Raw genomic sequence first — 20,486 nt, forward strand, 5'->3', positions numbered from 1 at the left:
CCATGCCCCGCCCTGTTATTTTCCGCTGTTTCGCTGCTTCATGTCGACCCGCCACGCCCCGCCGCCTGCCCGCATTCCCGCCCGGGCCGCCGCGGCCGCCGCCCTGCTCGGCGCCCTGGCCTGCCTGCCCTCCGCCCGGGCGCAAAGCCCGCAAACCGGCCTGCCGGTCACCCAGCTGTCGGCGGGCATCCACATCATCCGCGCCGAAGTGGCGGATACCGAAGCCACGCGCCGCGTCGGGCTGATGCACCGGCAGAGCCTGCCAGGCAACGGCGGCATGCTGTTCGTGTTCGAATCGCCGGACCTGCAGTGCTTCTGGATGCGCAACACGCCGCTGCCGCTGTCGATCGCCTTCATTGCCGACGATGGCTCCATCGTCAATATCGCGGACATGGCGCCGCAGACCGACGATGCCCATTGTTCGGCCCGGCCGGTGCGCTACGCCCTGGAGATGTCGCAAGGCTGGTTCGAAGCGCATGGCATCCAGGCCGGCAACCGGATCGACGGCCTGCCCTGACCCGGTTCGCGCCCGACAAGAAAAAGGGAGCCGCGCGGCTCCCTTTTGCCATGGCGCGGCCGGTCAGACGCGCTCGAGGACCAGCGCGATCCCCTGCCCCACGCCGATGCACATGGTGCACAGGGCGTAGCGGCCGCCGGTGCGGTGCAACTGGTTGATGGCGGTGGTCGCCAGGCGCGCGCCGCTGGCGCCCAGCGGATGGCCCAGCGCAATGGCGCCGCCATTGGGGTTGACGCGCGCATCGTCGTCGGCGATGCCGAGCTGGCGCAGCACCGCCAGGCCCTGGGCGGCGAAGGCTTCGTTCAGCTCGATCACGTCCATCTGGTCCAGCGTCAACCCGGTCAGCTCGAGCACTTTGCGGGTGGCCGGCGCCGGGCCGATGCCCATGATGCGCGGCGCCACGCCGGCGGTGGCCATGCCCACCACGCGGGCGCGCGGCGTCAAGCCATGGCGGGCGGCGCTGCGCTCGTCGGCCAGCAACAGCGCCGCGGAGCCATCGTTCACGCCCGAAGCGTTGCCGGCGGTAACCGAGCCGCCCTCGCGCACCACGCCTTTCAGGCGTGCCAGCGCCTCGAGGCTGGTCTGGCGGGGATGCTCGTCCTTGGACACCACGATGGGGTCGCCTTTCTTCTGGGGGATCGAGACCGGCGTGATCTCGGCGTCGAACACGCCTTCCTCTTGCGCGCGAGCGGTCTTTTCCTGGCTGGCCAGGGCGAACTTGTCCTGGTCTTCGCGGCTGATCTTGAAGTCGTCGGCCACGTTCTCGGCCGTCTCGGGCATGGAGTCGACGCCGTATTGCGCCTTCATGAGCTTGTTGACGAAGCGCCAGCCGATGGTGGTGTCGTAAATGGCCGCGCTGCGCGAGTAGGCGCTGTCGGCCTTGCCCATGACGAACGGTGCGCGGCTCATGCTTTCCACGCCGCCGGCCAGCATCAGGCCGGCTTCGCCGGCGCGGATGGCGCGCGCCGCGGTGCCCACCGCGTCCAGGCCCGAGCCGCACAGGCGGTTGAGCGTGGCGCCCGGCACTTCGATCGGCAGGCCCGCCAGCAGCGAGGCCATGCGGGCCACGTTGCGGTTGTCCTCGCCGGCCTGGTTGGCGCAGCCGAGGATCACGTCGTTCAGCTCCTCCCAGTGCACGCCGGGGTTGCGCGCCATCAGCGCCTTGATGGGCACGGCGGCCAGGTCGTCGGCGCGCACCGGCGCCAGGGCGCCGCCGTAGCGGCCGAAGGGGGTGCGAATGGCATCGCAGATGAAGGCATGCACGGTCATGGATTCAAGCTCGAAAAGAAGAAAAAAAGCTGGATAGCGAACCTATCGATGTTACGCCACCCCGCCCGGGCGTGGCGGGCCGCGGTGCGCAGTCTGTCCGCATATCGGACAGTGTTTGCGCCATGGACACGCCGGCGCGGCTACGGCGCCCCGCGCGCCGCCCGGCCGGTCTCGACCTGGGCCTGGCGGCGGAAGCGCCCGGCGGCGAAATGATAGAACGGCCGCGGGCAGAACTGCCGCGCCACCAGCGACGCGGCCAGCGCGCCGACCAGCAGCCAGAACAGCATCGGCTGGCTGCCGGTCATCTCCATCACGATGACGCTGGAGGTCAGGGGCGACTGCGTGGCGGCGGCCAGGAAGGCCGCCATGGAAATCAGCACCAGCACGCGCCGGTCGATGTCGCCGCCGCTCAATTCCCAGAGGTGCTGCCCGATCCCCGCGCCGGTCGTCAGGGCCGGCGTGAAAATGCCGCCCGGAATGCCAGCCCAGTAGGACACTACCGTGGCGGCCAGCTTGGCCAGGCCGAATGCGGCCGGCCCCTCGGCTTCGCCCGACAGCAGGCCGCCCGCCACGGTGTAGCCGGTGCCGTACACCGTGTTGCCGCTGAGCGCGCCCAGGCAGGCCAGCGCCAGCCCCATGGCAGCGGCGGTCCAGATCGGATGCTGGCGGATCCAGCCGCGCCAGGCCGACGGCGCCACGCCGGAAGCGCCTTTGCTGAGCAGCCGGCCGAAGACCCCGCCGAGCACGCCGTTGACCAGCCCGCAAACCAGCACCCAGAGAACCATGTGGTGCGGCAGCGCCTGCCCGCCGAACGTGCCGAAATAAGGATTGTTGCCCGCCAGCGCGACCACCAGGAAGCCGGCCGCCAGCACGCCGATCAGCACCAGGCGCTGCCAGCGCAGCACCGTGCCGCGGCCGAGTTCCTCGATGGCGAAGATCACGCCGGCCAATGGCGCGTTGAACGCCGCGGCCAGGCCGCCGGCGGCGCCGGCGGCGATCAGCTCATTGGCATGAAAGCCGCGCAGCGGCACTCCATTGCGGCGCCAGAACCGCCCCCAGGCCAGCATCACGGCGGCGCCCACCTGCACCGAAGGCCCTTCCCGGCCGGCGGACGCGCCCGCGGCCAGGCCCAGGAAAGTGAGCGGGATCTTCCACAGGGTCTGGCGCGGCGATACCAGGCTGGACTGCGCCGGCCCCGGCGGCAGCGACAGGGCACCGATGACCTGCGGAATGCCGCTGCCGGCCGCATTGGGCGCCAGGCGCAGGGTCAGCCAGCGCAGCACGGCGAAGGCCAGCGGGATCAGTACGAATGCCAGCCAGCCGTGGCGCGCCGTCCAGGCGCCGTTCCATTCCAGCGCCAGGTCGGCCAGCCAGGCGAACCCCAGCGAGACCAGCGCCACCAGCGCCGCCCCGCCCAGCAGCAGCCCCAGTTGCAGGCTCTTGCGCGACAGCCTGCCCAATTGGCGCAGCTTGCGGCGCGCCAGGCGGCGCGCGCGGGAACCGAGGCGGCGTAACGTATCAGCGGTCGGCATGCGGGACGTGTGGGGCTGGAAAGCCGCTTACCTTAACATCCGGCGCGGCGGCGCGGCCGCGCACGCAAAAACGCCCGGCGCGGGGCCGGGCGTGGCGCGCCTGCGGGCGCTGCGTCGCTCAGGCGAAATTCTTGGCGGCGAAATCCCAGTTCACCAGGGCCCAGAAATTCTCCAGGTACTTCGGACGCGCGTTGCGGTAATCGATGTAGTAGGCGTGCTCCCACACATCACAGGTCAGCAGCGGCTTGTCGGCCGTGGTCAGCGGCGTGGCGGCGTTGCTGGTGTTGACGATGTCGAGCGAGCCGTCCGGCTTCTTCACCAGCCAGGTCCAGCCCGAACCGAAGTTGCCGGCGGCCGACTTGTTGAAGGCTTCCTTGAAGGCGTCGAAGCTGCCCCACTTGGCATTGATCGCATCGGCCAGCGCGCCGCTGGGCGCTCCGCCGGCGTTGGGAGCCAGCGAGTTCCAGTAGAACGTGTGGTTCCAGACCTGGGCCGCGTTGTTGAACACGCCGCCGGACGACTTCTTCACGATGTCTTCGAGCGAGGCGTTCTCGAACTCGGTGCCGGGGATCAGGTTGTTCAGGTTGGTGACGTAGGTCTGGTGGTGCTTGCCGTAGTGAAACTCGAGCGTTTCCTTGGAGATGTGCGGCGCCAGGGCGTCCAGCGCGTAAGGCAGGGGGGGAAGAGTATGTGCCATGTGGGGTTCCTTCTCTGTGTTGAGTGCACGATCAAGCGCACCCATTGTATCGGCAGTTTGCATGGGTGTTTGCGTTAACCCTGATCCGGCGCGGGGTTAACGCCGCCGCCCTCGCCGCGTGCGTCCAGCACCCGGACTTGGGCGCTGCCGTGCGAGAACGTCACGTCCAGCGATTGGCCCTGCGCCAGCACGGCCGCATCCCGCAGGATCCGCCCTTGCTCGTCGCGCACGATGGCATAGCCGCGCGCCAGGGTGTGGCGCGGATCGAGCGCGCGCAAGTGGGCCGCGGCGGCGGCCGCGCGCGCCTGGCTGGCCGCCAGCTGGCGCGCCTGCGCCTGGGCCAGGCGGCGTGCTATCGCATGCAGGCGTTCCGCCGCGCGTGCGGTGTCGGGCACGCAATGCGCCAGCCGTTGCGCCAGCAATCCGGCGCGCGCCGCGCGCCGGCCCTGCGGCCCGCGCCAGGCCGCGACCAGGCGATGGCGCAGGGTATTCAGGCGCTCGGCCTGGTGGGCTAGCCGGCGGGTCGGCGATATCAACTGCGAGGCGGCGCGGTCGAGCCGTTGCGCGGCCTGCTCCAGCCGCCGTTGCTGCCCGCGCGCCAGGCGCTGCGCCGCCTGGCCCACACGGCCGAGCAGCTCCGCGCGCGGCGCGCAGGCCAGCTCGGCGGCGGCGGTGGGCGTGGGCGCGCGCACATCGGCCACGAAGTCCACGATCGTGAAATCGGTTTCGTGCCCTACCCCGCTGATGACCGGAATAGCGCTGGCCGCCACCAGGCGGGCCAACGCTTCATCATTGAAGCTCCACAGATCTTCGATGCTGCCGCCGCCGCGCACCAGCAGCAGCGTATCGACCTCGTTGCGCGCGTTGGCCACCTGCAGCTGGACGGCCAGGCGGGCCGCCGCGTCGGCGCCCTGCACCGGCGCCGGATAGAGAATCACCGGCACCTGCGGCGCGCGCCGGGCCAGCGCCGACAGCACGTCGCGCAGCGCCGCCGCGTGCGGCGAGGTGATCACGCCGATGGCGCGCGGCAGCGCCACGGGCTGGCGCTTGGCGGCGGGGTCGAACAGCCCCTCGGCGGCGAGCTGCTCCTTCAGGCGCAGGAAAGCCTCGTACAGATTCCCCAGGCCGGCGCGCCGCATGGCGTCGGCCTGCAATTGATAGTCGCCGCGCGGCTCATAGAGCGACACGCGCGCGCGCACTTCCACCTGGTCGCCGGCCCGCGGCACGAAACCGACCGCCGAGGCGCGGCTGCGGAACATGACAGTGCGCACGGCGGCGCGGCTGTCCTTGAGGGTGAAGTACCAGTGCCCCGAGGCGGCCTGCGTGAAATTGGAAATCTCGCCGCGAACCCACAATGGCGGGATGTTGCGCTCCAACAATTGGCCCACCGCTTGATTCAACTGGGCAACTGTCATGATATCCCGCGCAAATACGTCGTTTCTTACGGGAAACTGTGCTGTCATAAGGCTTTCCAGGGGGATATCTGTCCACAGGGCTTGTCGCGCGGGCCTCGATGATATCTCAGCGCGGCCCCAACCCGCCGCCTGCCCGCAACGCCAGCAAATTCGTCGCAAGTATTTGTTTTTTTTATAGAAAAAACCCGACCGCCGATGGCCCGCCCGCGGCCAACCCAGCGCAAAACCAGCATTCATCCGTGTTTGGGGGGAGTTCTACACAGAATTATCCACAAAAACTGTGGATAGTTCCGGCGGCCCGGCGGCCTTGCCACGGTCCCGCTCCCCCCGTTACAGTTCGCCCTTGAATCGAGCGCCGCGCACCGCGGCCCTGCCACCGGGAGCCTTTCTCTTGCTGTCCATCATCCGCGAAGCCGGCTGGCCGATCTGGCCGCTGCTCGCCACGTCCCTCCTGGGCCTGGCGCTGATCGTCGAACGCCTGCTGTCGCTGCGCCGCAGCCTGGTGGCGCCGCGCGGGCTGGCCGAGCAGGTCATGGAAATGCAGCGCAACGGCCAGGACAGCCCCGAAGCGCTGGCCCGGCTCGAGCGCAATTCGCCGCTGGGCCGCATCCTCGCCGAAGTGCTGCGCCACCGTAGCCAGCCGCGCGACGACCAGCGCACCGCGGTCGAAGACGTCGGCCGCGCCGTCGCGCACGACCTGAACCGGTACATTCCGGCGCTCGGGACGGTGGCGGTCATCGCCCCGCTCATGGGCCTGTTCGGCACCGTGGTGGGCATGATCGAAATCTTCGGCTCGTACACCCCCAGTGGCGGCGACCCGGCCCAGTTGGCGCGCGGCATTTCCATCGCCCTGTACAACACCGCATTCGGCATCCTGATCGCCATTCCCGCCATGATCGCGCACCGCTACCTGCGCGGCCGCGTCGACACCCTGCTCAACCTCATGGAACAGATCGCCGCGCGCGTGGCGCGCGCCGCCCGTCCGGAGACCCGGCCATGAACTTCCGCGGGGCCCGCGGCGAGCGCGATGATCTCGAGATCAACCTGATCCCCCTGATCGACGTGCTGCTGGTCATCCTCATCTTCCTCGCCGCCACCACCTCGTTCGTCCGCTATACCCAGCTCAAGGTCGCCCTGCCCGAGGCGGCGGTCGAGCAGGACACGCCGCCCGCCATCGAAATCGCCATCAGCCGGGATGGCCGCTATGCGCTCAACGGCACGCTGGTCGACGCCGCCGACCCGTCCGCCATCGCCCAGGCCCTGGCGCTGGCGGCGGCGGGCAAAAGCCAGCCGGTGCTGGTCATCAACGCCGACGCCCAGGCGACCCACCAGTCGGTCGTCAACGTCATGGAAGCCGCCCGCCTGGCGGGCATCGGCCGCGTCAACTTCGCCGCCCAGAACGCCCGGTGACTCCCCCCGCTCCCCGCGCCGCCTTCCCGCAGCGCCACTGGCAACACGATGGCTGGCTGGCGAGGCTGCTGCGGCCGCTGGCCGCCGTGACGCGCTGGCATGTCGAACGGCGGCGCGCCCATTACCTGTCCGGCCGCCGGCCGGCCTACCGCGCCCCCGTGCCGGTGGTGGTGGTCGGCAACATCTACATCGGAGGCACCGGCAAGACGCCGGTGGTCATCGCCACGGTCCAGGCGTTGCGGGCGCGCGGCTGGAACCCGGGCGTCGTGAGCCGCGGCTACGGCACGCGCGTCGGGCCGCAGCCGCGGGTCGGCCAGGGCGAGCTCGATCCCGCCGACTACGGCGATGAGCCCGCGCTGATCGCCCGCGCCACCGGCGCGCCGGTGGCGGTGCACCCGCGCCGGGCGCTCGCGGCCCAGGCGCTGCTGGCCCGGCACCCGCAGGTCGATGTGATCGTTTCCGACGACGGCCTGCAGCACCTGGCGCTGGCGCGCGACGTCGAGATCGTCGTGCAGGACGAGCGCGGCGTCGGCAACGGCCGGCTGCTGCCGGCCGGGCCGCTGCGCGAACCCGCCGCGCGCCTGGGCACGGTGCACGCCGTCATCACGAACCGGCCGCGCGCGCCCGGCGCGCCGGTCGATGCCATTCCGGATGGCGTGCCGCGCCGCGCCGACATGTGGCTCGAGCCGGACGCCGCCCGGCACCTGCAAAGCGACGCCCGCCGGCCGCTCGCCGACTTCGTCCCGGGCGGGGCTTTCGCTGCCGTGGCCGCCGCCGCGGGGATCGGCAACCCGGCGCGCTTTTTCGCCACCCTGCGGGCGGCCGGCATCCGGCCCGACCCCAGCCTGGCCCTGCCCGACCACTACGACTACCGGCGCTCGCCGTTCGACGCCCTGGCCGCCGAGGCCATCCTGATCACCTCCAAGGACGCCATCAAGTGCCGCACGCTCGGCGATGCGCGCCTCTGGGAAGTGCCGGTGCAGGCGCGCTTTTCCGACCCGGCCCTGTTCGACTGGCTGGCCGCGCGGGCCCGCGCGGCCGCCGCCGCGCTGGCCCGCGAAAGCGCCGCCGGCCCGCACAAACTGCTTTAGAATCGCCCCATGGAATCCCGCCTACTCGACATTCTCGTGTGCCCGGTGTGCAAGGGCCGCCTCGACTACGACCGCGCCCAGGCCGAACTGATCTGCCGCGCCGACCGCCTGGCCTATCCGGTGCGCGACGGCATCCCGGTCATGCTCGAGTCGGAAGCCCGCCCGCTCGACGGCGCGCGCCCCGAACCGGCGTGAGCCGCGCCGTGAGCTTCGTCGCCCTGATCCCGGCGCGCATGGCCTCGACGCGCCTGCCCGACAAACCCCTGGCCGACATTGCCGGCAAGCCCATGGTCGTGCGCGTGGCCGAACGCGCCGCCCGTTCGCGCGCCGAGCGGGTCTGCATCGCCACCGACGACGCCCGCGTCGAGCGGGCCGCCGCGGCGCATGGCCACGCCGCCCTGCTGACCCGCGCCGACCACCCCACCGGCACCGACCGCCTGGCCGAGGCGGTCGAGCAGCTCGGCCTGCCCGACGACGCCATCGTGGTCAACGTCCAGGGCGACGAACCGCTGATCGACCCGGCGCTCATCGACGCCGTGGCCGAGTCGCTGCAGGTCCATCCGCAGGCCGACATCGCGACCTGCGCCTGCCCCCTGGCCGACGCCGAGGCCCTGTTCAACCCGAATGTGGTCAAGGTGGTGTGCGGCGCCGACGGACGCGCCCTGTATTTCTCGCGCGCGCCCATTCCCTGGGCGCGCGACGCGCTGGCGGGCGGCCAGCGGCTGCTGGCGCCGGGCCTGCCCGCCCTGCACCACATCGGCCTGTACGCCTACCGGGTCGCCTTCCTGCGGCGCTTCCCGACCTTGCCGCAGGGCGCACTGGAACGCTACGAAGCCCTGGAACAGCTGCGCGCCCTGGAACACGGCCACAGCATCGTCGTGCACCGCACCCCCCAGGCGCCGCAGGCCGGGGTCGACACGCCGGACGACCTGGCGCGCGTGCGAACCCTCTATGCAAATGGGTTATAAGGGGTTTTCCCTTGATCCGCGCGGCCACAACGGCTGCTGCATTGCGGCATAATCGTCCCCGGTCATAAAAATTCCCAATCATTCAGGAGCACCCATGCGTCTCATCCTGCTCGGACCGCCCGGCGCCGGCAAAGGCACCCAGGCCGCATTCGTCACCCAGCACTTCGCGATCCCGCAGATCTCCACCGGCGACATGCTGCGCGCGGCCGTCAAGGCCGGCACGCCGCTGGGACAGGCGGCCAAGAAGGTCATGGACGCGGGCGGCCTGGTGTCCGACGACATCATCATCGGCCTGGTGCAGGATCGCCTGAAGCAACCCGATTGCGCCAACGGCTACCTGTTCGACGGCTTCCCGCGCACCATCCCGCAGGCCGACGCCCTCAAGAACGCCGGCGTGGCGCTCGACTACGTGGTCGAGATCGAGGTCCCCGAACAAGACATCATCGAACGCATGAGCGGCCGCCGCGTGCATCCGGCCAGCGGCCGCAGCTATCACGTGCGCTTCAATCCGCCCAAGGCCGAAGGCCTGGACGACGTCACCGGCGAACCGCTGGTGCAGCGCGACGATGACCGCGAGGAAACCGTGCGCAACCGCCTGGCCGTCTACCAGAAGCAGACGCGCCCGCTGGTCGACTACTACGCCTCGTGGGCCGAGGCCGGCGACGCCGCGGCGCCCAAGTACCGCAAGATCTCCGGCGTGGGCGCCGTCGACGAAATCAAGGCCCGCCTGTTCCAGGCCCTGGCAAGCTGAGCCGGCGCCGCCGCTTTCGCGCGCCGCGGCCCGCCGCGGCGCTCCGTTGAACTCTTCCCGCTCAAAAGAACCGACATGGAAATCGCGAACAAGGTATTCATCGTCACCGGCGGCGCGTCCGGCCTGGGCGCCGGCACGGTGCGCATGCTGGTGGCCAACGGCGCCAAGGTCGTCATCGCCGACCTGCAGGACGAACCCGGCCAGGCGCTGGCCGACGAACTGGGCCAGCGCTACGTGCATTGCGACGTCACCCAGGAAGCCGACGGCCAGCGCGCCGTGGCGGCCGCGCGCGAGCTCGGCGCGCTGTTCGGCCTGGTCAATTGCGCCGGCGTGGCACCGGCCGCGAAGATCGTCGGCAAGAATGGCGCGCACCCGCTCGACCTGTTCCAGAAAGTCGTCTCGATCAACCTGATCGGCAGCTTCAACATGATGCGGCTGGCCGCCGAGGCCATGAGCGCCAACGCGCCGGAACCCACCGGCGAACGCGGCGTGCTCATCAATACCGCATCGGTGGCGGCCTTCGACGGCCAGATCGGCCAGGCGGCCTACGCCGCCTCCAAGGCCGGCGTGGCCGGCATGACCCTGCCCATCGCGCGCGACCTGGCCAAGACCGGCATCCGCTGCATGACCATCGCCCCGGGCATCTTCGGCACCCCCATGATCTTCGGCATGCCCCAGGAGGTCCAGGACTCGCTGGCCGCCAGCATCCCGTTCCCCGCCCGCCTCGGCCGCCCCGAGGACTACGCCAAGCTGGTCCACAGCATCATCACCAACGACATGCTCAACGGCGAAACGATCCGCCTCGACGGCGCGATCCGCATGCCGCCCAAGTAACGCCCTCCGCGCGGCCGCCCGCTCCAGGCCGGCCGCGCGTACTTTCCCGCCTCTCCATGGGTCTGTTCCGCTCGGCCGCCACCGTCAGCAGCTTCACGCTGCTGTCGCGCATTACCGGCCTGGTCCGCGACATCCTGGCCGCGCGCGCATTCGGCGCCGGCCCGCTGACCGACGCTTTCTGGGTGGCGTTCCGCATTCCCAACCTGTTGCGCCGCCTGTTCGCCGAAGGCGCGTTCTCGCAGGCCTTCGTGCCCATCCTGGGGGCGGCGCGCGCCGAGCGCAGCGACGCCGAAGTGCGCACCCTGCTCGACCGCGTGGCGCTGCTGCTGACCCTGGCCCTGATGGCGATCACGCTGTTGGGCATTCTCGCCGCCCCGTGGGTCGTCACCGCCATGGCCAGCGGCCTGCGCGACGCGGCGCGCGGCACCGAATTCGGCGCGGCCGTCTGGATGACGCGGGTGATGTTCCCCTACATCCTCTGCATGTCGCTGGTGGCGTTCGCCTCGGGCGTGCTCAACACCTGGCGCCGCTTCGCGGTGCCGGCCTTCACGCCCATGCTGCTCAACCTGGCCATGATCGCGGCCTGCCTGTGGCTGGCTCCGCGCATGGACGTACCCATCTATGCGCTGGCGCTCGGCGTCATGGTCGGCGGCGTCGCCCAACTGGCCGTGCAGTGGGCGGCGCTGGCGCGCCTCGGCCTGGTCCCGCGGCTGGCCACCAACCTGCGCCAGGCCTGGGGCGACCCCACCGTGCAGCGCATCCTCCGCCAGATGGCGCCCGCCACGCTGGGCGTGTCGGTGGCCCAGATATCCTTGCTCATCAATACCAACATCGCGACCTGGCTGGCGCCGGGCAGCGTGACCTGGCTGTCGTTCGCCGACCGGCTCATGGAGTTTCCCACCGCCCTGCTGGGCGTCGCCCTGGGCACGGTGCTGCTGCCCAGCCTGTCGGCCGCCCACGCGCGGCAGGACGGCGCCGGCTATTCCGCGCTGCTCGACTGGGGGCTGCGGCTGGTGCTGCTGCTGGGCCTGCCGGCCGCGCTCGGCCTGGCGCTGCTCTCCGACGGCCTGGTCGCCACGCTGTTCCACTACGGCGCGTTCCAGGCCCGCGACGTGGAGCAGACCCGCCTGGCGGTGGTGGCCTATTCGGCCGGCCTGATCGGCATCCTGGCAGTGAAGATCCTGGCCCCCGGCTTCTATGCCCAGCAGGACATCCGCACCCCGGTCAAGATCGCCATCATGGTGCTGGTGGCCACCCAGTTGATGAACCTGGCGCTGGTGCCAGCGCTGTCGCACGCCGGCCTGGCCCTGGCCATCGGCCTGGGAGCGACGCTCAACGCGCTGGCGCTGCTGGCCGGGCTGCTGCGGCGCGGCGTTTATCGGCCCGCGCCGGGCTGGGGGCGGTTTGCGCTGCGGCTGCTGCCCGCGCTGGCCGCCCTGGCGGCCGTATTGATCTACACCGACCGGCGGCTGGACTGGCTCGCCCTGCAGGCCCAGCCCGGCCAGCGCGCCCTCTGGCTGGCCGCCGTACTGGCCGCCAGCGCCGCCGCCTATTTCGGGGCGCTGTTCCTGTGCGGCTTCCGCCCGCGCGACTTCGGCCGCCGCCGCGGCTGACCCTTCCGCGCTCCACCGTCGCATCGCGGTTACAACATCACCCAAAATCAAAAAACTGCACGCAAATTATGTAATCTAAAGTAAAAAAAGCATTATTATTTAAGAATGCAATCGCTCGGCAGTCACTCGAGTTCGCTCATGGGGACGGATATCCCTTCCAGCCAGGCGCCGCCGCTGTCAGACCAGGTCATCGACTGGCTGCTGCTGCTGCGCTCTGGACGCGCGACCCAGCACGACTACGCCAATTTCCTGGCCTGGCGCAATGCCGATCCGCGCCACGACAGCGCCTGGCAGCAGCTCACCGGCACGCTCGGCGGCGCGGCGTTCGGCCGGCTGGGCGATGCCTACCCGGCGGCCGGCTACCCGGCCCATCCGCCATCCGTCCCCGCCGAAACGGTGTCGCACACGCGCCGCCGTTTCCTGGGCGGCATCGCGCTGCTGGCCGCGGGCAGCGGCTCGGCCGCCTATGTCGGCAACATGTTCTTCCCGCTCGGCAGCCTGGCATCCGACGCCGCGACGGCCACGGCCGAGCGGCGCCGCTATACCTTGTCCGACCGCAGCGAACTCCTGCTGGATGCGCGCAGCCGGGTCGACCTGACCTTTACCGCCAATTCGCGCCACCTGCGGCTGCAACAGGGCGCCGTGACCGTCACCGCGGCGCCGGACGACCGGCGACCCTTCACCGTACAGACCGCCGAAGGCATGATCCGCTCCTCCGGCAACCGCTACATGGTGCGGCAGCAGCCACACCGCACCCTGGTGGTGGCGCACGACGAGCCCGTCGAAATCGAAACCCTGGCCGGCGCCCGCGACATCCTGCGCCCCGGCCTCGGCGTACGCTTCGACTCCGTGCGCGTGGGCGTGCCGCGCGCCGAGCTGGCCGCCCAGGCCGCCTGGGAACGCGGCATGATCGACGCCCGCGGCCAGCCCCTGGCCGAAATCGTCGAATCGCTACGTCCCTATTACCCCGGCACCTTGCGCGTATCGATGGCCGCGGGCGGCCTGCCCGTTTCCGGCGTGTACCCGCTGGACGACGTCGACGTGACCCTGCAGTCCCTCGAAGACCGCATGCCCATCGACGTATGGCGCTTCATGCGCTGGTTCGTATCGATCGGCGTAGCCTCTGCCTAGGGTCGCTGCGCGGGCGTCTCTGGCCCGCCCCTGGGCTAAAGAGCTTGCAATCCGTTCGATACTTGCTACAATATCGGACTTTGCCGAATTCACTTTAATATCGCAACATGGCCAATACCGCCCAAGCCCGCAAGCGCGCCCGCCAATCGGTCGCGCGCAACAAGCACAATTCCAGCCTGCGCTCGATGCTGCGCACCGCCATCAAGCGCGTTCGCCAATCCATCGCTGCCGGCGACAAGGCGGCGGCCAGCGAAGTGTTCCAGAAAGCCACCAGCGTGATCGATCGCGTGGCCGACAAGAACATCATCCACAAGAACAAGGCCGCTCGCCACAAGAGCCGCCTGGCCGCCGCCATCAAGGCGCTGGCCTGAGCCATTCTGCCGCCCCGCGCGCCGGGGCTGCATGAATACGGCAAAACAAAAGGATGCCCGCGGGCATCCTTTTGTTTTGGATGACTCCCGGGTTCAGCTGGGAAAGGCCTCGCGCAGGGCGAACGTCGCCTGCTTGAAGACTCCCAGGTCGGTGCCCACCGCCACGAAGTGCATGCCCATTTCCAGGTAGCGGCGCGCATCGGCCTGCACGGGCGCCAGGATACCCACCGCCTTGCCCTGCGCGTTGGCGCGTTCGTACAAGTGCCGTATGACTTCCTGCACCTCCGGATGCCCGGGGTTGCCGATATGGCCCAGCGCGGCCGCCAGGTCCGACGGCCCGATGAAAATGCCGTCCACCCCTTCCACCGCGGCGATCTGGTCGACCGCCTCGATGCCGGGCCGGCTTTCGATCTGCAGCAGGACGCAGATATTGTCGTTGATGGTCTGCAGGTAATCCGGCACCGTGCCATACAGGTTGCTGCGCTGCGAGCCCGCCACGCCGCGCATGCCCTGCGGCGGGTAGCGGGTGGCGGCCACGGCGCGCCGCGCGTCGTCGGCCGATTCGACGAACGGGATCAACAGGTTGTAGAAACCGATATCCAGCAGGCGCTTGATCTGCACCGGGTCATTCCACGACGGCCGCCCGACCGGCGCGCTGGCGCTGCCCTGCAGGGCCTGCAGCTGCTGCAGGAACATCGGCACTTCATTGGGCGAGTGCTCGCCGTCGAGCAACAGCCAGTCGTAGTTGGCCAGCCCGGCCACTTCGGCGGTGATATGGCTGGACATGCACATCCAGAAACCAATCAGCCGCTCGCGCGCCAGGATGCGTTGACGGAAACGGTTGGGCAACGGTGAATTCATGGTGAGTCCTTGCGCTGGTGGAATCGGTCAATGGATTTCCGGCTCGCCGGCGGCCGCCTGCGGATGGCCGGTCTGCAGGAAATCGAAATCGCAGCCGGTATCGGCCTGCCCGATGTGTTTCAGGTAGAGCACGCCGTAGCCGCGCTCGAAACGCGGCGGCGGCGCCTGCCAGGCGGCCTTGCGGGCCGCCAGCTCCTGTTCCGACAACTGCACGTCCAGGCGCCGGTTGGGCACATCCAGCGTGATCAGGTCGCCATCGCGCACCAGGGCCAGCGGCCCGCCCACATACGACTCGGGCGCCACGTGCAGGACACACGCGCCGTAGCTGGTGCCGCTCATGCGCGCATCGGAAATGCGCAGCATGTCGCGCACGCCCTGCTTGAGCAGCTTCTGCGGGATCGGCAACTGGCCCCATTCCGGCATGCCGGGCGCGCCCTGCGGGCCGGCATTCTGCAGCACGATCACGCTGTCGGCGTCGACGTCGAGATCGGGGTCGTCGATGCGCGCGGCCATGTCGTTGTAGTCCTTGAAGACCACCGCCCGGCCGGTGTGCGTCTGCAGGCGCGCTTCCATGGCGGGCGGCTTGATCACCGCGCCATCGGGCGCCAGATTGCCGCGCAGCACTGCCAGGCCGTCGCGCTCGACCAGGGCCTGGGCGCGCGAGCGGATCACGTCGTCATTGAACACCCGCGCCCCGGCGATGTTCTCGCCCAGCGTGCGGCCGTCGACCGTTTTCTGCTGCAGGTCGAGCAGGTCGCCCAACTGCACCAACAGGGCGCGCAGGCCGCCGGCGTAATAGAAGTCTTCCATCAGGTACTTGCCGGCCGGCCGCAGGTTGGCCAGCACCGGCGTGCTGCGCGCCAGCCGGTCAAAACGGTCGAGGTCGAGCGGGAAGCCGCAACGGCGCGCCATGGCGATCAAGTGCACCACGGCGTTGGTCGAGCCCGACAGGGCCAGCACGGTGCGCACCGCGTTGTCGAACGAGGCTGCGCTGAGCAGGCTGGAGGGCGTGACGTCTTCCCACACCATCTCGACGATGCGCTTGCCCGACAGGCTCGCCATCTGGGCATGGCGCGAATCCGGCGCGGGGATCGACGAATAGCCGGACAGGCACAGCCCCAGCGCTTCGACGGCCGCCGTCATGGTGGACGCCGTGCCCATGGTCATGCAGTGGCCGGGCGAGCGCGCGATGCCGTCCTCGACCCCCTGCCAGTCGTCCTCGGTGATGTTGCCGGCGCGCAGCTCCGCCCAGTATTTCCAGGTATCGGAGCCGGAGCCCAGCGTCTGGCCGTTCCAGTTGCCGCGCAGCATCGGCCCGGCCGGCACGAAGATGGTGGGCAGGTCCATCGAGGCGGCGCCCATCAGCAGCGCCGGCGTGGTCTTGTCGCACCCGCCCATCAGCACACAGCCGTCGGCCGGGTACGAACGCAGCAGCTCCTCGGTTTCCATGGCCAGCAAGTTGCGGTAGAGCATGGTCGTGGGCTTCTGGAACGGCTCGGACAGGCTCATGGCCGGCATCTCGACCGGAAACCCGCCGGCCTGCCAGATGCCGCGCTTGACCTCCTCGACGCGCTGCTTGAAGTGGCTGTGGCAGGGATTGATGTCGCTCCAGGTATTGATGATGGCGATCACCGGCTTGCCCGCATAGTCGGAGCGGTGATAGCCCATCTGCGCGGTGCGCGAGCGGTGGCCGAAAGAACGCAGGTCCTTGACGCCGTACCAGCGGTGGCTGCGCAGATCCTCGGGGCGCTTGCGCTTGGGTGTGTCGGTCATGATGTAGCGGAGTCCTTCTCTTGTCGTGGTCCGGCGGGCCGCCGGGATGTCGGAGATGCCGTCAGGCGCCCAGCAGATAGGGCACGCCGCCGCGTTCGCACAACGCGCGCAGGCGCTGCTCGAGCGCGGCGGGGATGGGGATGCCGTCGCGCAGGCGGCGCGCGCGCTCGGCGGCCTCGGGCTCGCCGGCCACCAGCACCGGTTGCGCCGGGTCGGCGGCGGGCGTGTCATGCAGCGTGTCGATCACATCGTCCACCTCCTCCTCGAAAGACCCGGAATCGCGGAACGCGTCCGGGTTGAGCGCCAGGAAGAAATGGCCGATATCGTCGGGCTCGCCCGGCCGCCGCACTGCCGCATGGCGCGCCGCCATGGCGCTGCCGCCCAGGGTGCCGCCCAGGATCTGCGCCATGACCGCCAGGCCGTAGCCCTTGTGGCTGCTCATCGCGGCCGTGCCGCCCAGCGGGGTCAGGCCGCCCTCCGGGCGCTCGAAAATGTATTGCATGGCCTGCGCGGCGTCGGTCACGCTGCGTCCCTGGTCGTCGACCGCCCAGCCCTCCGGCAGGGTGCGGCCGTGAAAGTCATACACCTTGACCTTGTTGGCGGCCACCGTGGTGGTGGCCATGTCCAGCACGAACGGCTCGTTCTGCGCGGCCGGCGCGGCGAAGGCCAGCGGGTTGGTGCCCAGCATCGGCGCCGTGCCGCGCGTCGGCACCATGATCAGCGTGGTGGCGCTGCTGGTCACCAGGCCCACGGTGCCGCGCCGCACGGCGATGCGGGCGTAGACGCCGGCCGCGCCGAAATGATGCGAATTGCGCACCGCCACGGCCCCCACGCCGTGCGCCAGCGCCTTGTCGACCGCCAGGTGCATGGCCTGGGCCGCCACCGGGTATCCCAGCCCGCCCATGCCGTCGAGCAGCGCAGTGCAGACCGCATCGCGCACCACCCGCGGCCGCGCATCGATGCGCAGCGTGCCGGCGCGCAGCTTGGCCTCGTACGACGGCAGCATGGAAATGCCGTGTGAATCGATGCCCAGCAGATCCGTCTCGGTCATCAAGTCGGCCGTGGTGGCGGCCAGGTCGTCGGCCATGCCCCAGGCCGCGAGCACCCTGACGATCTGCTCGCGCACCTGCTCGGCGCGCACTCTTGCCACTTCCGTACTACTGCCCTGCACTGCCTGTCTCCTTCGGGTCGCTGCCCGCTGGCCGGCTCCGCTCGCGCGGAGCCGGCTGGTTGTTGTCCTGCCGCGCTACGCCGCCGGGCCTAGTCGCGTTCGCGATCGACCAGCCGGTGCCGGGCCTGGCCCAGGTGGAACTGCATGGCCACGCGCGCCCGTTCGCCGTCCTGTTCGCGGATGGCGCCGAGGATGGCCGCATGCTCGTCGGCCACCCGCTGGGCCCGCTGGCGCGAGCCCGTGCGCGTCAGGCTCAGCGTCAGCCGCATGAAGCCGCTGATCGATTCGTGGATGGATTCGAGCACGCCCAGGTAATAGTCGTTGCCGGTGGCCTGCGCGATGCTGGCATGAAAGGCCAGGTCCGCCTCGGGCGAAACATGGCCGTGCTCGAGCGCCTCGATGAACGCCGCGTGCGCGTCGGCGATCTTGCGCAGTTCGTCGTCGGTGCGCCGCAGCGCCGCCAGGCGCGCCGCATCGCCCTCGAGCGCGACCCGGACTTCCTGTGCGCGCAGATACGCGCCTACGTTCTGCACGTCGCTGAAGGTCTTCAGGCGCGGCGCGGGCTGGTGGCTGACGAACGTGCCGAGGCCCTGGTGGGCCGTGACCAGGCCGTCGGCGCGCAGCCGCAGCAGCGCCTCGCGCACCACCGGCCGCGACACGCCGAAGCGTTCGCAGATTTCGTGCTCGGACGGCAGCTTGTCGCCGACATTGAGACTGCCGTCGGCGATCTGCTCGAAGATCTGGCCATACAGCTGGTCGGCCAGCCGCACGCGCTGGCCGCGCTCCAGGACCAGCGTGCCGGCCTCCGGCGCCGCCGCGGCGGCCGCCGGCGCGCCAGCCGTTTTCTTGCGAATCACCTCACTCCCCTTCTTGTCCGTGCCACGAGACATCTATATACCACTGTGCGGGCCCGGCGGGCGCCGCCGCCGGGCCGGTCAGCCGCCCGGCGCCCCCTGGACGTTGACGTACAAGGCGTAGACCGAATGCGACGAGGCCATGAACAAGCGGTTGCGCGAGGCCCCGCCAAAGCACAGGTTGGCGCAGCGCTCCGGCAGGTGGATGTGGCCGAGCGGCTTGCCGCCCGGCGAAATGACCCGCACCCCGTCCTTGCCCTCGCCCATGCCCCAGCCGCACCACAGATTGCCGTCCGCGTCGCAGCGCATGCCGTCGATGGTGCCGCCCTGCGCGTCCAGGAACACGCGCCCATTGGCGGGACGGCCGTCGCCGCCCAGGTCATAGACGTGAATCAGGCGGTTCGGCGTGGCGCGCCCCTCGACCACGTATAGCAGCTTGCCGTCGGGGGAAAAGCACAGCCCGTTGGTGCCTTTCAGGCCGGTGATCATGGCCTCGCCCCGGCCCGTGGCCGCGTCGATACGGTAGACCGTGTGCGGCAGCTCGGCGACGGCCTTGCGGCCCTCGTAATTGCCGCCGATGCCGAACGGCGGATCCGAGAACCAGATCGACCCATCCGCATGGCAGATGACATCGTTGGGGGAGTTCAGCGGCTTGCCTTCGTAGCTGTCCATCAGCACTGTGATCGAACCGTCGTATTCGGTGCGCGTCACGCGCCGTGTCAGGTGCTCGCAGGTCACCAGCCGGCCCTGCCGGTCGCGCGTATTGCCATTGGCATAATTCGAGGGCTTGCGGAACTCGCTGACGGCGCCAGTTTCCTCTTCCCACTTCATGATGCGGTTGTTCGGGATGTCGCTCCACAGCAGGAAGCGGCCGTCGCCGAACCATACCGGCCCCTCGGCCCAACGCATGCCGGTGGCGATGCGCTCGACGCCGGCATTGAAGAGTCGATAGGCGTCGAAGGCCGGATCGAGGGTCTCGATGGCCGGATCCGGATACGCGGCGGCCGGCTGCCAGGCCAGCGCCCAGCCCGGCAGGGCGGCGGCCGCCGCGGCCATGCCGGCGCCCGCCAGCGCCCGGCGCCGCGCCGAATTGGCCGGCGCGCCGGCCGGCAACGACTGCGAATCTACCTCGGGCATGGATGTCTCCTTGTTGTAATCGTGGCGCGCGCCGGGCCGCCAGCGGCCCGGCCGGCAACGCGGTTCAGGCGGCGACGGCCTCCCGGTCCCATTCCAGCAGCGCGCGCGCCACCGGCGCCACGCGTTCGCGCTCCGCCGCCGACAAGCCGGTGAGCAACGGCAGCATCGGCCCCATGTCGGCCACGCCGGCCAGCGTCACGGCGTCATGCAGCACGCGGATCGGGCTGATTTCGTCGCGGCAGTCCTCCAGCCCCAGGTAGCGCGCGCGCACTTGCTCGGCCTCGTCGAAACGGCCTTCGTGCAGCAGGCGCAGCAGGCGCATGGAACCGCGCGGCGCCACGCATACCGAGCCCGAGGTGAAGCTCTTGAGCCCGAACTGGCGGAAGTGCGTGATGGCCGGACGCTCGCCGATGCCGCTGACCAGCCAGCGCGAATCCACCGCCGCCAGCAGGGCCGACAGGTAAGGGTCGTCGGCCGGATCGTCGCGCACCACGGCGTATTTCAAGGCCACGATGCGGCCCTCTTCGACCAGCCCGGCGACTGTCTGCGGCGCCAGGTAGCCGGACGATTTGAGATACACCACCACCGGCTTGCCCAGCGCGTCGCTGAAGCGGCGGATGCCGTCGGCCAGCCCGGCATCCGTGTACGGGAACGACATGGGCAGCAGCATGGCGGTCGGAAAGGCGCGCGAACGCAGGATGGCCGCCTGGTCGATCAGCTTGCCGTAGTCCGGGCCGGCCGACGGCAGCACCCAGGTGTCGTCGCCGGCGGCCTCGGCCAGGAAGTCGACCAGGCGCGCGTATTCACTGACCGCCACGTTGTAGAAGTTGGCGTTGCCGCCGTACATGACATTGCGCACGCCGCCCTGCTCCAGGTGGCGCAACAGGGCCTTGTTGGCCTCCGTGTCCAGCGACAGGTCGGGCTTGCGCGCCAAGGGCGGCACGGCGATGACGGAACGCTGCAGGTCGGCGGCAGTGACCGGGGTGGTTTTCATGCGGGACTCCTGGAAAGCCTGGGTTATCGGTGAAAGCTTGAAAAAAGTATACTTGGTTGACAAGTAAAAGCTCAATACCTATATTTGTTTTACAAGA

Annotated in this window: 21 protein-coding genes; 11 read left to right on the forward strand and 10 right to left on the reverse strand. The window is 70.0% G+C overall.

Features of this window, described 5'->3' with window-relative positions; translation table 11 throughout:
• Positions 1–40: 40 nt before the first annotated feature.
• On the forward strand, positions 41–517 hold the full coding sequence (locus tag CAL24_RS12920) for a DUF192 domain-containing protein (RefSeq protein WP_094806904.1): 477 nt from the start codon (positions 41–43) through the stop codon (positions 515–517).
• 63 nt (positions 518–580) lie between these two features.
• Here CAL24_RS12920 and pcaF read toward each other — a convergent pair whose 3' ends face one another.
• From pcaF to xseA, 4 genes are all read right to left on the reverse strand, one after another.
• On the reverse strand, positions 581–1,786 hold the full coding sequence (pcaF, locus tag CAL24_RS12925) for a 3-oxoadipyl-CoA thiolase (RefSeq protein ID WP_094806905.1): 1,206 nt from the start codon (positions 1,784–1,786) through the stop codon (positions 581–583).
• A gap of 140 nt (positions 1,787–1,926) precedes the next feature.
• Positions 1,927–3,318: a chloride channel protein gene (locus tag CAL24_RS12930; protein ID WP_094806906.1), complete on the reverse strand. Its 1,392-nt coding sequence runs from the start codon at positions 3,316–3,318 to the stop codon at positions 1,927–1,929.
• 118 nt (positions 3,319–3,436) lie between these two features.
• Positions 3,437–4,015 (reverse strand): superoxide dismutase [Fe], encoded by a 579-nt coding sequence (gene sodB / locus CAL24_RS12935; protein WP_028355821.1) that lies wholly within the window; start codon positions 4,013–4,015, stop codon positions 3,437–3,439.
• 74 nt (positions 4,016–4,089) lie between these two features.
• Positions 4,090–5,478: an exodeoxyribonuclease VII large subunit gene (gene xseA, locus CAL24_RS12940; protein ID WP_028355820.1), complete on the reverse strand. Its 1,389-nt coding sequence runs from the start codon at positions 5,476–5,478 to the stop codon at positions 4,090–4,092.
• A 343-nt stretch (positions 5,479–5,821) separates the two neighbouring features.
• Here xseA and CAL24_RS12945 point away from each other — a divergent pair, with 343 nt between their 5' ends.
• From CAL24_RS12945 to rpsT, 10 genes are all read left to right on the forward strand, one after another.
• Positions 5,822–6,430, forward strand: coding sequence for a MotA/TolQ/ExbB proton channel family protein (locus CAL24_RS12945; RefSeq protein ID WP_094806907.1), 609 nt, complete (start codon positions 5,822–5,824; stop codon positions 6,428–6,430).
• Positions 6,427–6,840 (forward strand): ExbD/TolR family protein, encoded by a 414-nt coding sequence (locus tag CAL24_RS12950; RefSeq protein WP_028355818.1) that lies wholly within the window; start codon positions 6,427–6,429, stop codon positions 6,838–6,840. The genes CAL24_RS12945 and CAL24_RS12950 overlap by 4 nt, the downstream gene beginning before the upstream one ends.
• Positions 6,837–7,931, forward strand: coding sequence for a tetraacyldisaccharide 4'-kinase (gene lpxK, locus CAL24_RS12955; protein ID WP_094806908.1), 1,095 nt, complete (start codon positions 6,837–6,839; stop codon positions 7,929–7,931). Before CAL24_RS12950 ends, lpxK begins: the two co-directional genes overlap by 4 nt.
• Positions 7,932–7,940: 9 nt before the next feature.
• Entirely contained in the window at positions 7,941–8,126 is a 186-nt protein-coding gene (locus CAL24_RS12960) for a Trm112 family protein (RefSeq protein ID WP_028355816.1), read from the forward strand.
• 8 nt (positions 8,127–8,134) lie between these two features.
• Complete coding sequence (kdsB, locus tag CAL24_RS12965) at positions 8,135–8,899, forward strand: 3-deoxy-manno-octulosonate cytidylyltransferase (RefSeq protein WP_094807268.1); 765 nt, start codon at positions 8,135–8,137, stop codon at positions 8,897–8,899.
• A 94-nt stretch (positions 8,900–8,993) separates the two neighbouring features.
• Entirely contained in the window at positions 8,994–9,650 is a 657-nt protein-coding gene (adk, locus tag CAL24_RS12970; protein WP_028355814.1) for an adenylate kinase, read from the forward strand.
• 75 nt (positions 9,651–9,725) lie between these two features.
• Positions 9,726–10,484, forward strand: coding sequence for a 3-hydroxyacyl-CoA dehydrogenase (locus tag CAL24_RS12975; RefSeq protein WP_028355813.1), 759 nt, complete (start codon positions 9,726–9,728; stop codon positions 10,482–10,484).
• 56 nt (positions 10,485–10,540) lie between these two features.
• Positions 10,541–12,097: a murein biosynthesis integral membrane protein MurJ gene (murJ, locus tag CAL24_RS12980; protein ID WP_094806909.1), complete on the forward strand. Its 1,557-nt coding sequence runs from the start codon at positions 10,541–10,543 to the stop codon at positions 12,095–12,097.
• 138 nt (positions 12,098–12,235) lie between these two features.
• Positions 12,236–13,228 carry a FecR domain-containing protein gene (locus CAL24_RS12985; protein WP_094806910.1) on the forward strand — a complete coding sequence of 331 codons (993 nt, stop codon included), beginning with the start codon at positions 12,236–12,238 and terminating at the stop codon, positions 13,226–13,228.
• A gap of 107 nt (positions 13,229–13,335) precedes the next feature.
• Positions 13,336–13,599, forward strand: coding sequence for a 30S ribosomal protein S20 (rpsT, locus tag CAL24_RS12990; RefSeq protein WP_028355810.1), 264 nt, complete (start codon positions 13,336–13,338; stop codon positions 13,597–13,599).
• Positions 13,600–13,692: 93 nt separating this feature from the next.
• Here rpsT and garL read toward each other — a convergent pair whose 3' ends face one another.
• The 6 genes from garL to CAL24_RS13020 all read right to left on the reverse strand — a co-directional run bounded on the left by garL (position 13,693) and on the right by CAL24_RS13020 (position 20,389).
• Positions 13,693–14,460, reverse strand: a complete 768-nt coding sequence (gene garL / locus CAL24_RS12995; protein WP_094806911.1) for a 2-dehydro-3-deoxyglucarate aldolase — start codon at positions 14,458–14,460, stop codon at positions 13,693–13,695.
• A gap of 27 nt (positions 14,461–14,487) precedes the next feature.
• A complete protein-coding gene (gene araD / locus CAL24_RS13000; RefSeq protein WP_028355808.1) occupies positions 14,488–16,233 on the reverse strand; it encodes an L-arabinonate dehydratase in 1,746 nt (581 codons plus the stop codon).
• Between the two features lie 61 nt (positions 16,234–16,294).
• Positions 16,295–17,374 carry an Ldh family oxidoreductase gene (locus CAL24_RS13005; protein WP_283162976.1) on the reverse strand — a complete coding sequence of 360 codons (1,080 nt, stop codon included), beginning with the start codon at positions 17,372–17,374 and terminating at the stop codon, positions 16,295–16,297.
• 119 nt (positions 17,375–17,493) lie between these two features.
• Complete coding sequence (locus CAL24_RS13010) at positions 17,494–18,294, reverse strand: FadR/GntR family transcriptional regulator (protein ID WP_094806913.1); 801 nt, start codon at positions 18,292–18,294, stop codon at positions 17,494–17,496.
• Between the two features lie 45 nt (positions 18,295–18,339).
• The gene (locus CAL24_RS13015; protein ID WP_094806914.1) at positions 18,340–19,395 is read right to left on the reverse strand and encodes an SMP-30/gluconolactonase/LRE family protein; all 1,056 of its coding nucleotides are present in this window, start codon (positions 19,393–19,395) and stop codon (positions 18,340–18,342) included.
• Positions 19,396–19,459: 64 nt separating this feature from the next.
• Positions 19,460–20,389, reverse strand: coding sequence for a dihydrodipicolinate synthase family protein (locus CAL24_RS13020; protein WP_094806915.1), 930 nt, complete (start codon positions 20,387–20,389; stop codon positions 19,460–19,462).
• Positions 20,390–20,486 lie beyond the last annotated feature (97 nt).

It is taken from the genome of Bordetella genomosp. 2 (genome assembly GCF_002261345.1).
In the GTDB taxonomy this organism is placed as follows: domain Bacteria; phylum Pseudomonadota; class Gammaproteobacteria; order Burkholderiales; family Burkholderiaceae_B; genus Bordetella_A.

Bases quoted from the DNA above. Each gene is read 5' to 3' on its own strand.
- sodB (WP_028355821.1), bottom strand. From the start codon at position 4,015: ATGGCACATACTCTTCCCCCCCTGCCTTACGCGCTGGACGCCCTGGCG.
- pcaF (WP_094806905.1), bottom strand. From the start codon at position 1,786: ATGACCGTGCATGCCTTCATCTGCGATGCCATTCGCACCCCCTTCGGC.
- rpsT (WP_028355810.1), top strand. From the start codon at position 13,336: ATGGCCAATACCGCCCAAGCCCGCAAGCGCGCCCGCCAATCGGTCGCG.
- CAL24_RS13020 (WP_094806915.1), bottom strand. From the start codon at position 20,389: ATGAAAACCACCCCGGTCACTGCCGCCGACCTGCAGCGTTCCGTCATC.
- CAL24_RS12930 (WP_094806906.1), bottom strand. From the start codon at position 3,318: ATGCCGACCGCTGATACGTTACGCCGCCTCGGTTCCCGCGCGCGCCGC.
- CAL24_RS13010 (WP_094806913.1), bottom strand. From the start codon at position 18,294: ATGTCTCGTGGCACGGACAAGAAGGGGAGTGAGGTGATTCGCAAGAAA.
- CAL24_RS12975 (WP_028355813.1), top strand. From the start codon at position 9,726: ATGGAAATCGCGAACAAGGTATTCATCGTCACCGGCGGCGCGTCCGGC.
- murJ (WP_094806909.1), top strand. From the start codon at position 10,541: ATGGGTCTGTTCCGCTCGGCCGCCACCGTCAGCAGCTTCACGCTGCTG.
- adk (WP_028355814.1), top strand. From the start codon at position 8,994: ATGCGTCTCATCCTGCTCGGACCGCCCGGCGCCGGCAAAGGCACCCAG.
- CAL24_RS12985 (WP_094806910.1), top strand. From the start codon at position 12,236: ATGGGGACGGATATCCCTTCCAGCCAGGCGCCGCCGCTGTCAGACCAG.
- xseA (WP_028355820.1), bottom strand. From the start codon at position 5,478: ATGACAGCACAGTTTCCCGTAAGAAACGACGTATTTGCGCGGGATATC.
- garL (WP_094806911.1), bottom strand. From the start codon at position 14,460: ATGAATTCACCGTTGCCCAACCGTTTCCGTCAACGCATCCTGGCGCGC.
- araD (WP_028355808.1), bottom strand. From the start codon at position 16,233: ATGACCGACACACCCAAGCGCAAGCGCCCCGAGGATCTGCGCAGCCAC.
- CAL24_RS12920 (WP_094806904.1), top strand. From the start codon at position 41: ATGTCGACCCGCCACGCCCCGCCGCCTGCCCGCATTCCCGCCCGGGCC.
- CAL24_RS13015 (WP_094806914.1), bottom strand. From the start codon at position 19,395: ATGCCCGAGGTAGATTCGCAGTCGTTGCCGGCCGGCGCGCCGGCCAAT.
- CAL24_RS12960 (WP_028355816.1), top strand. From the start codon at position 7,941: ATGGAATCCCGCCTACTCGACATTCTCGTGTGCCCGGTGTGCAAGGGC.
- CAL24_RS12950 (WP_028355818.1), top strand. From the start codon at position 6,427: ATGAACTTCCGCGGGGCCCGCGGCGAGCGCGATGATCTCGAGATCAAC.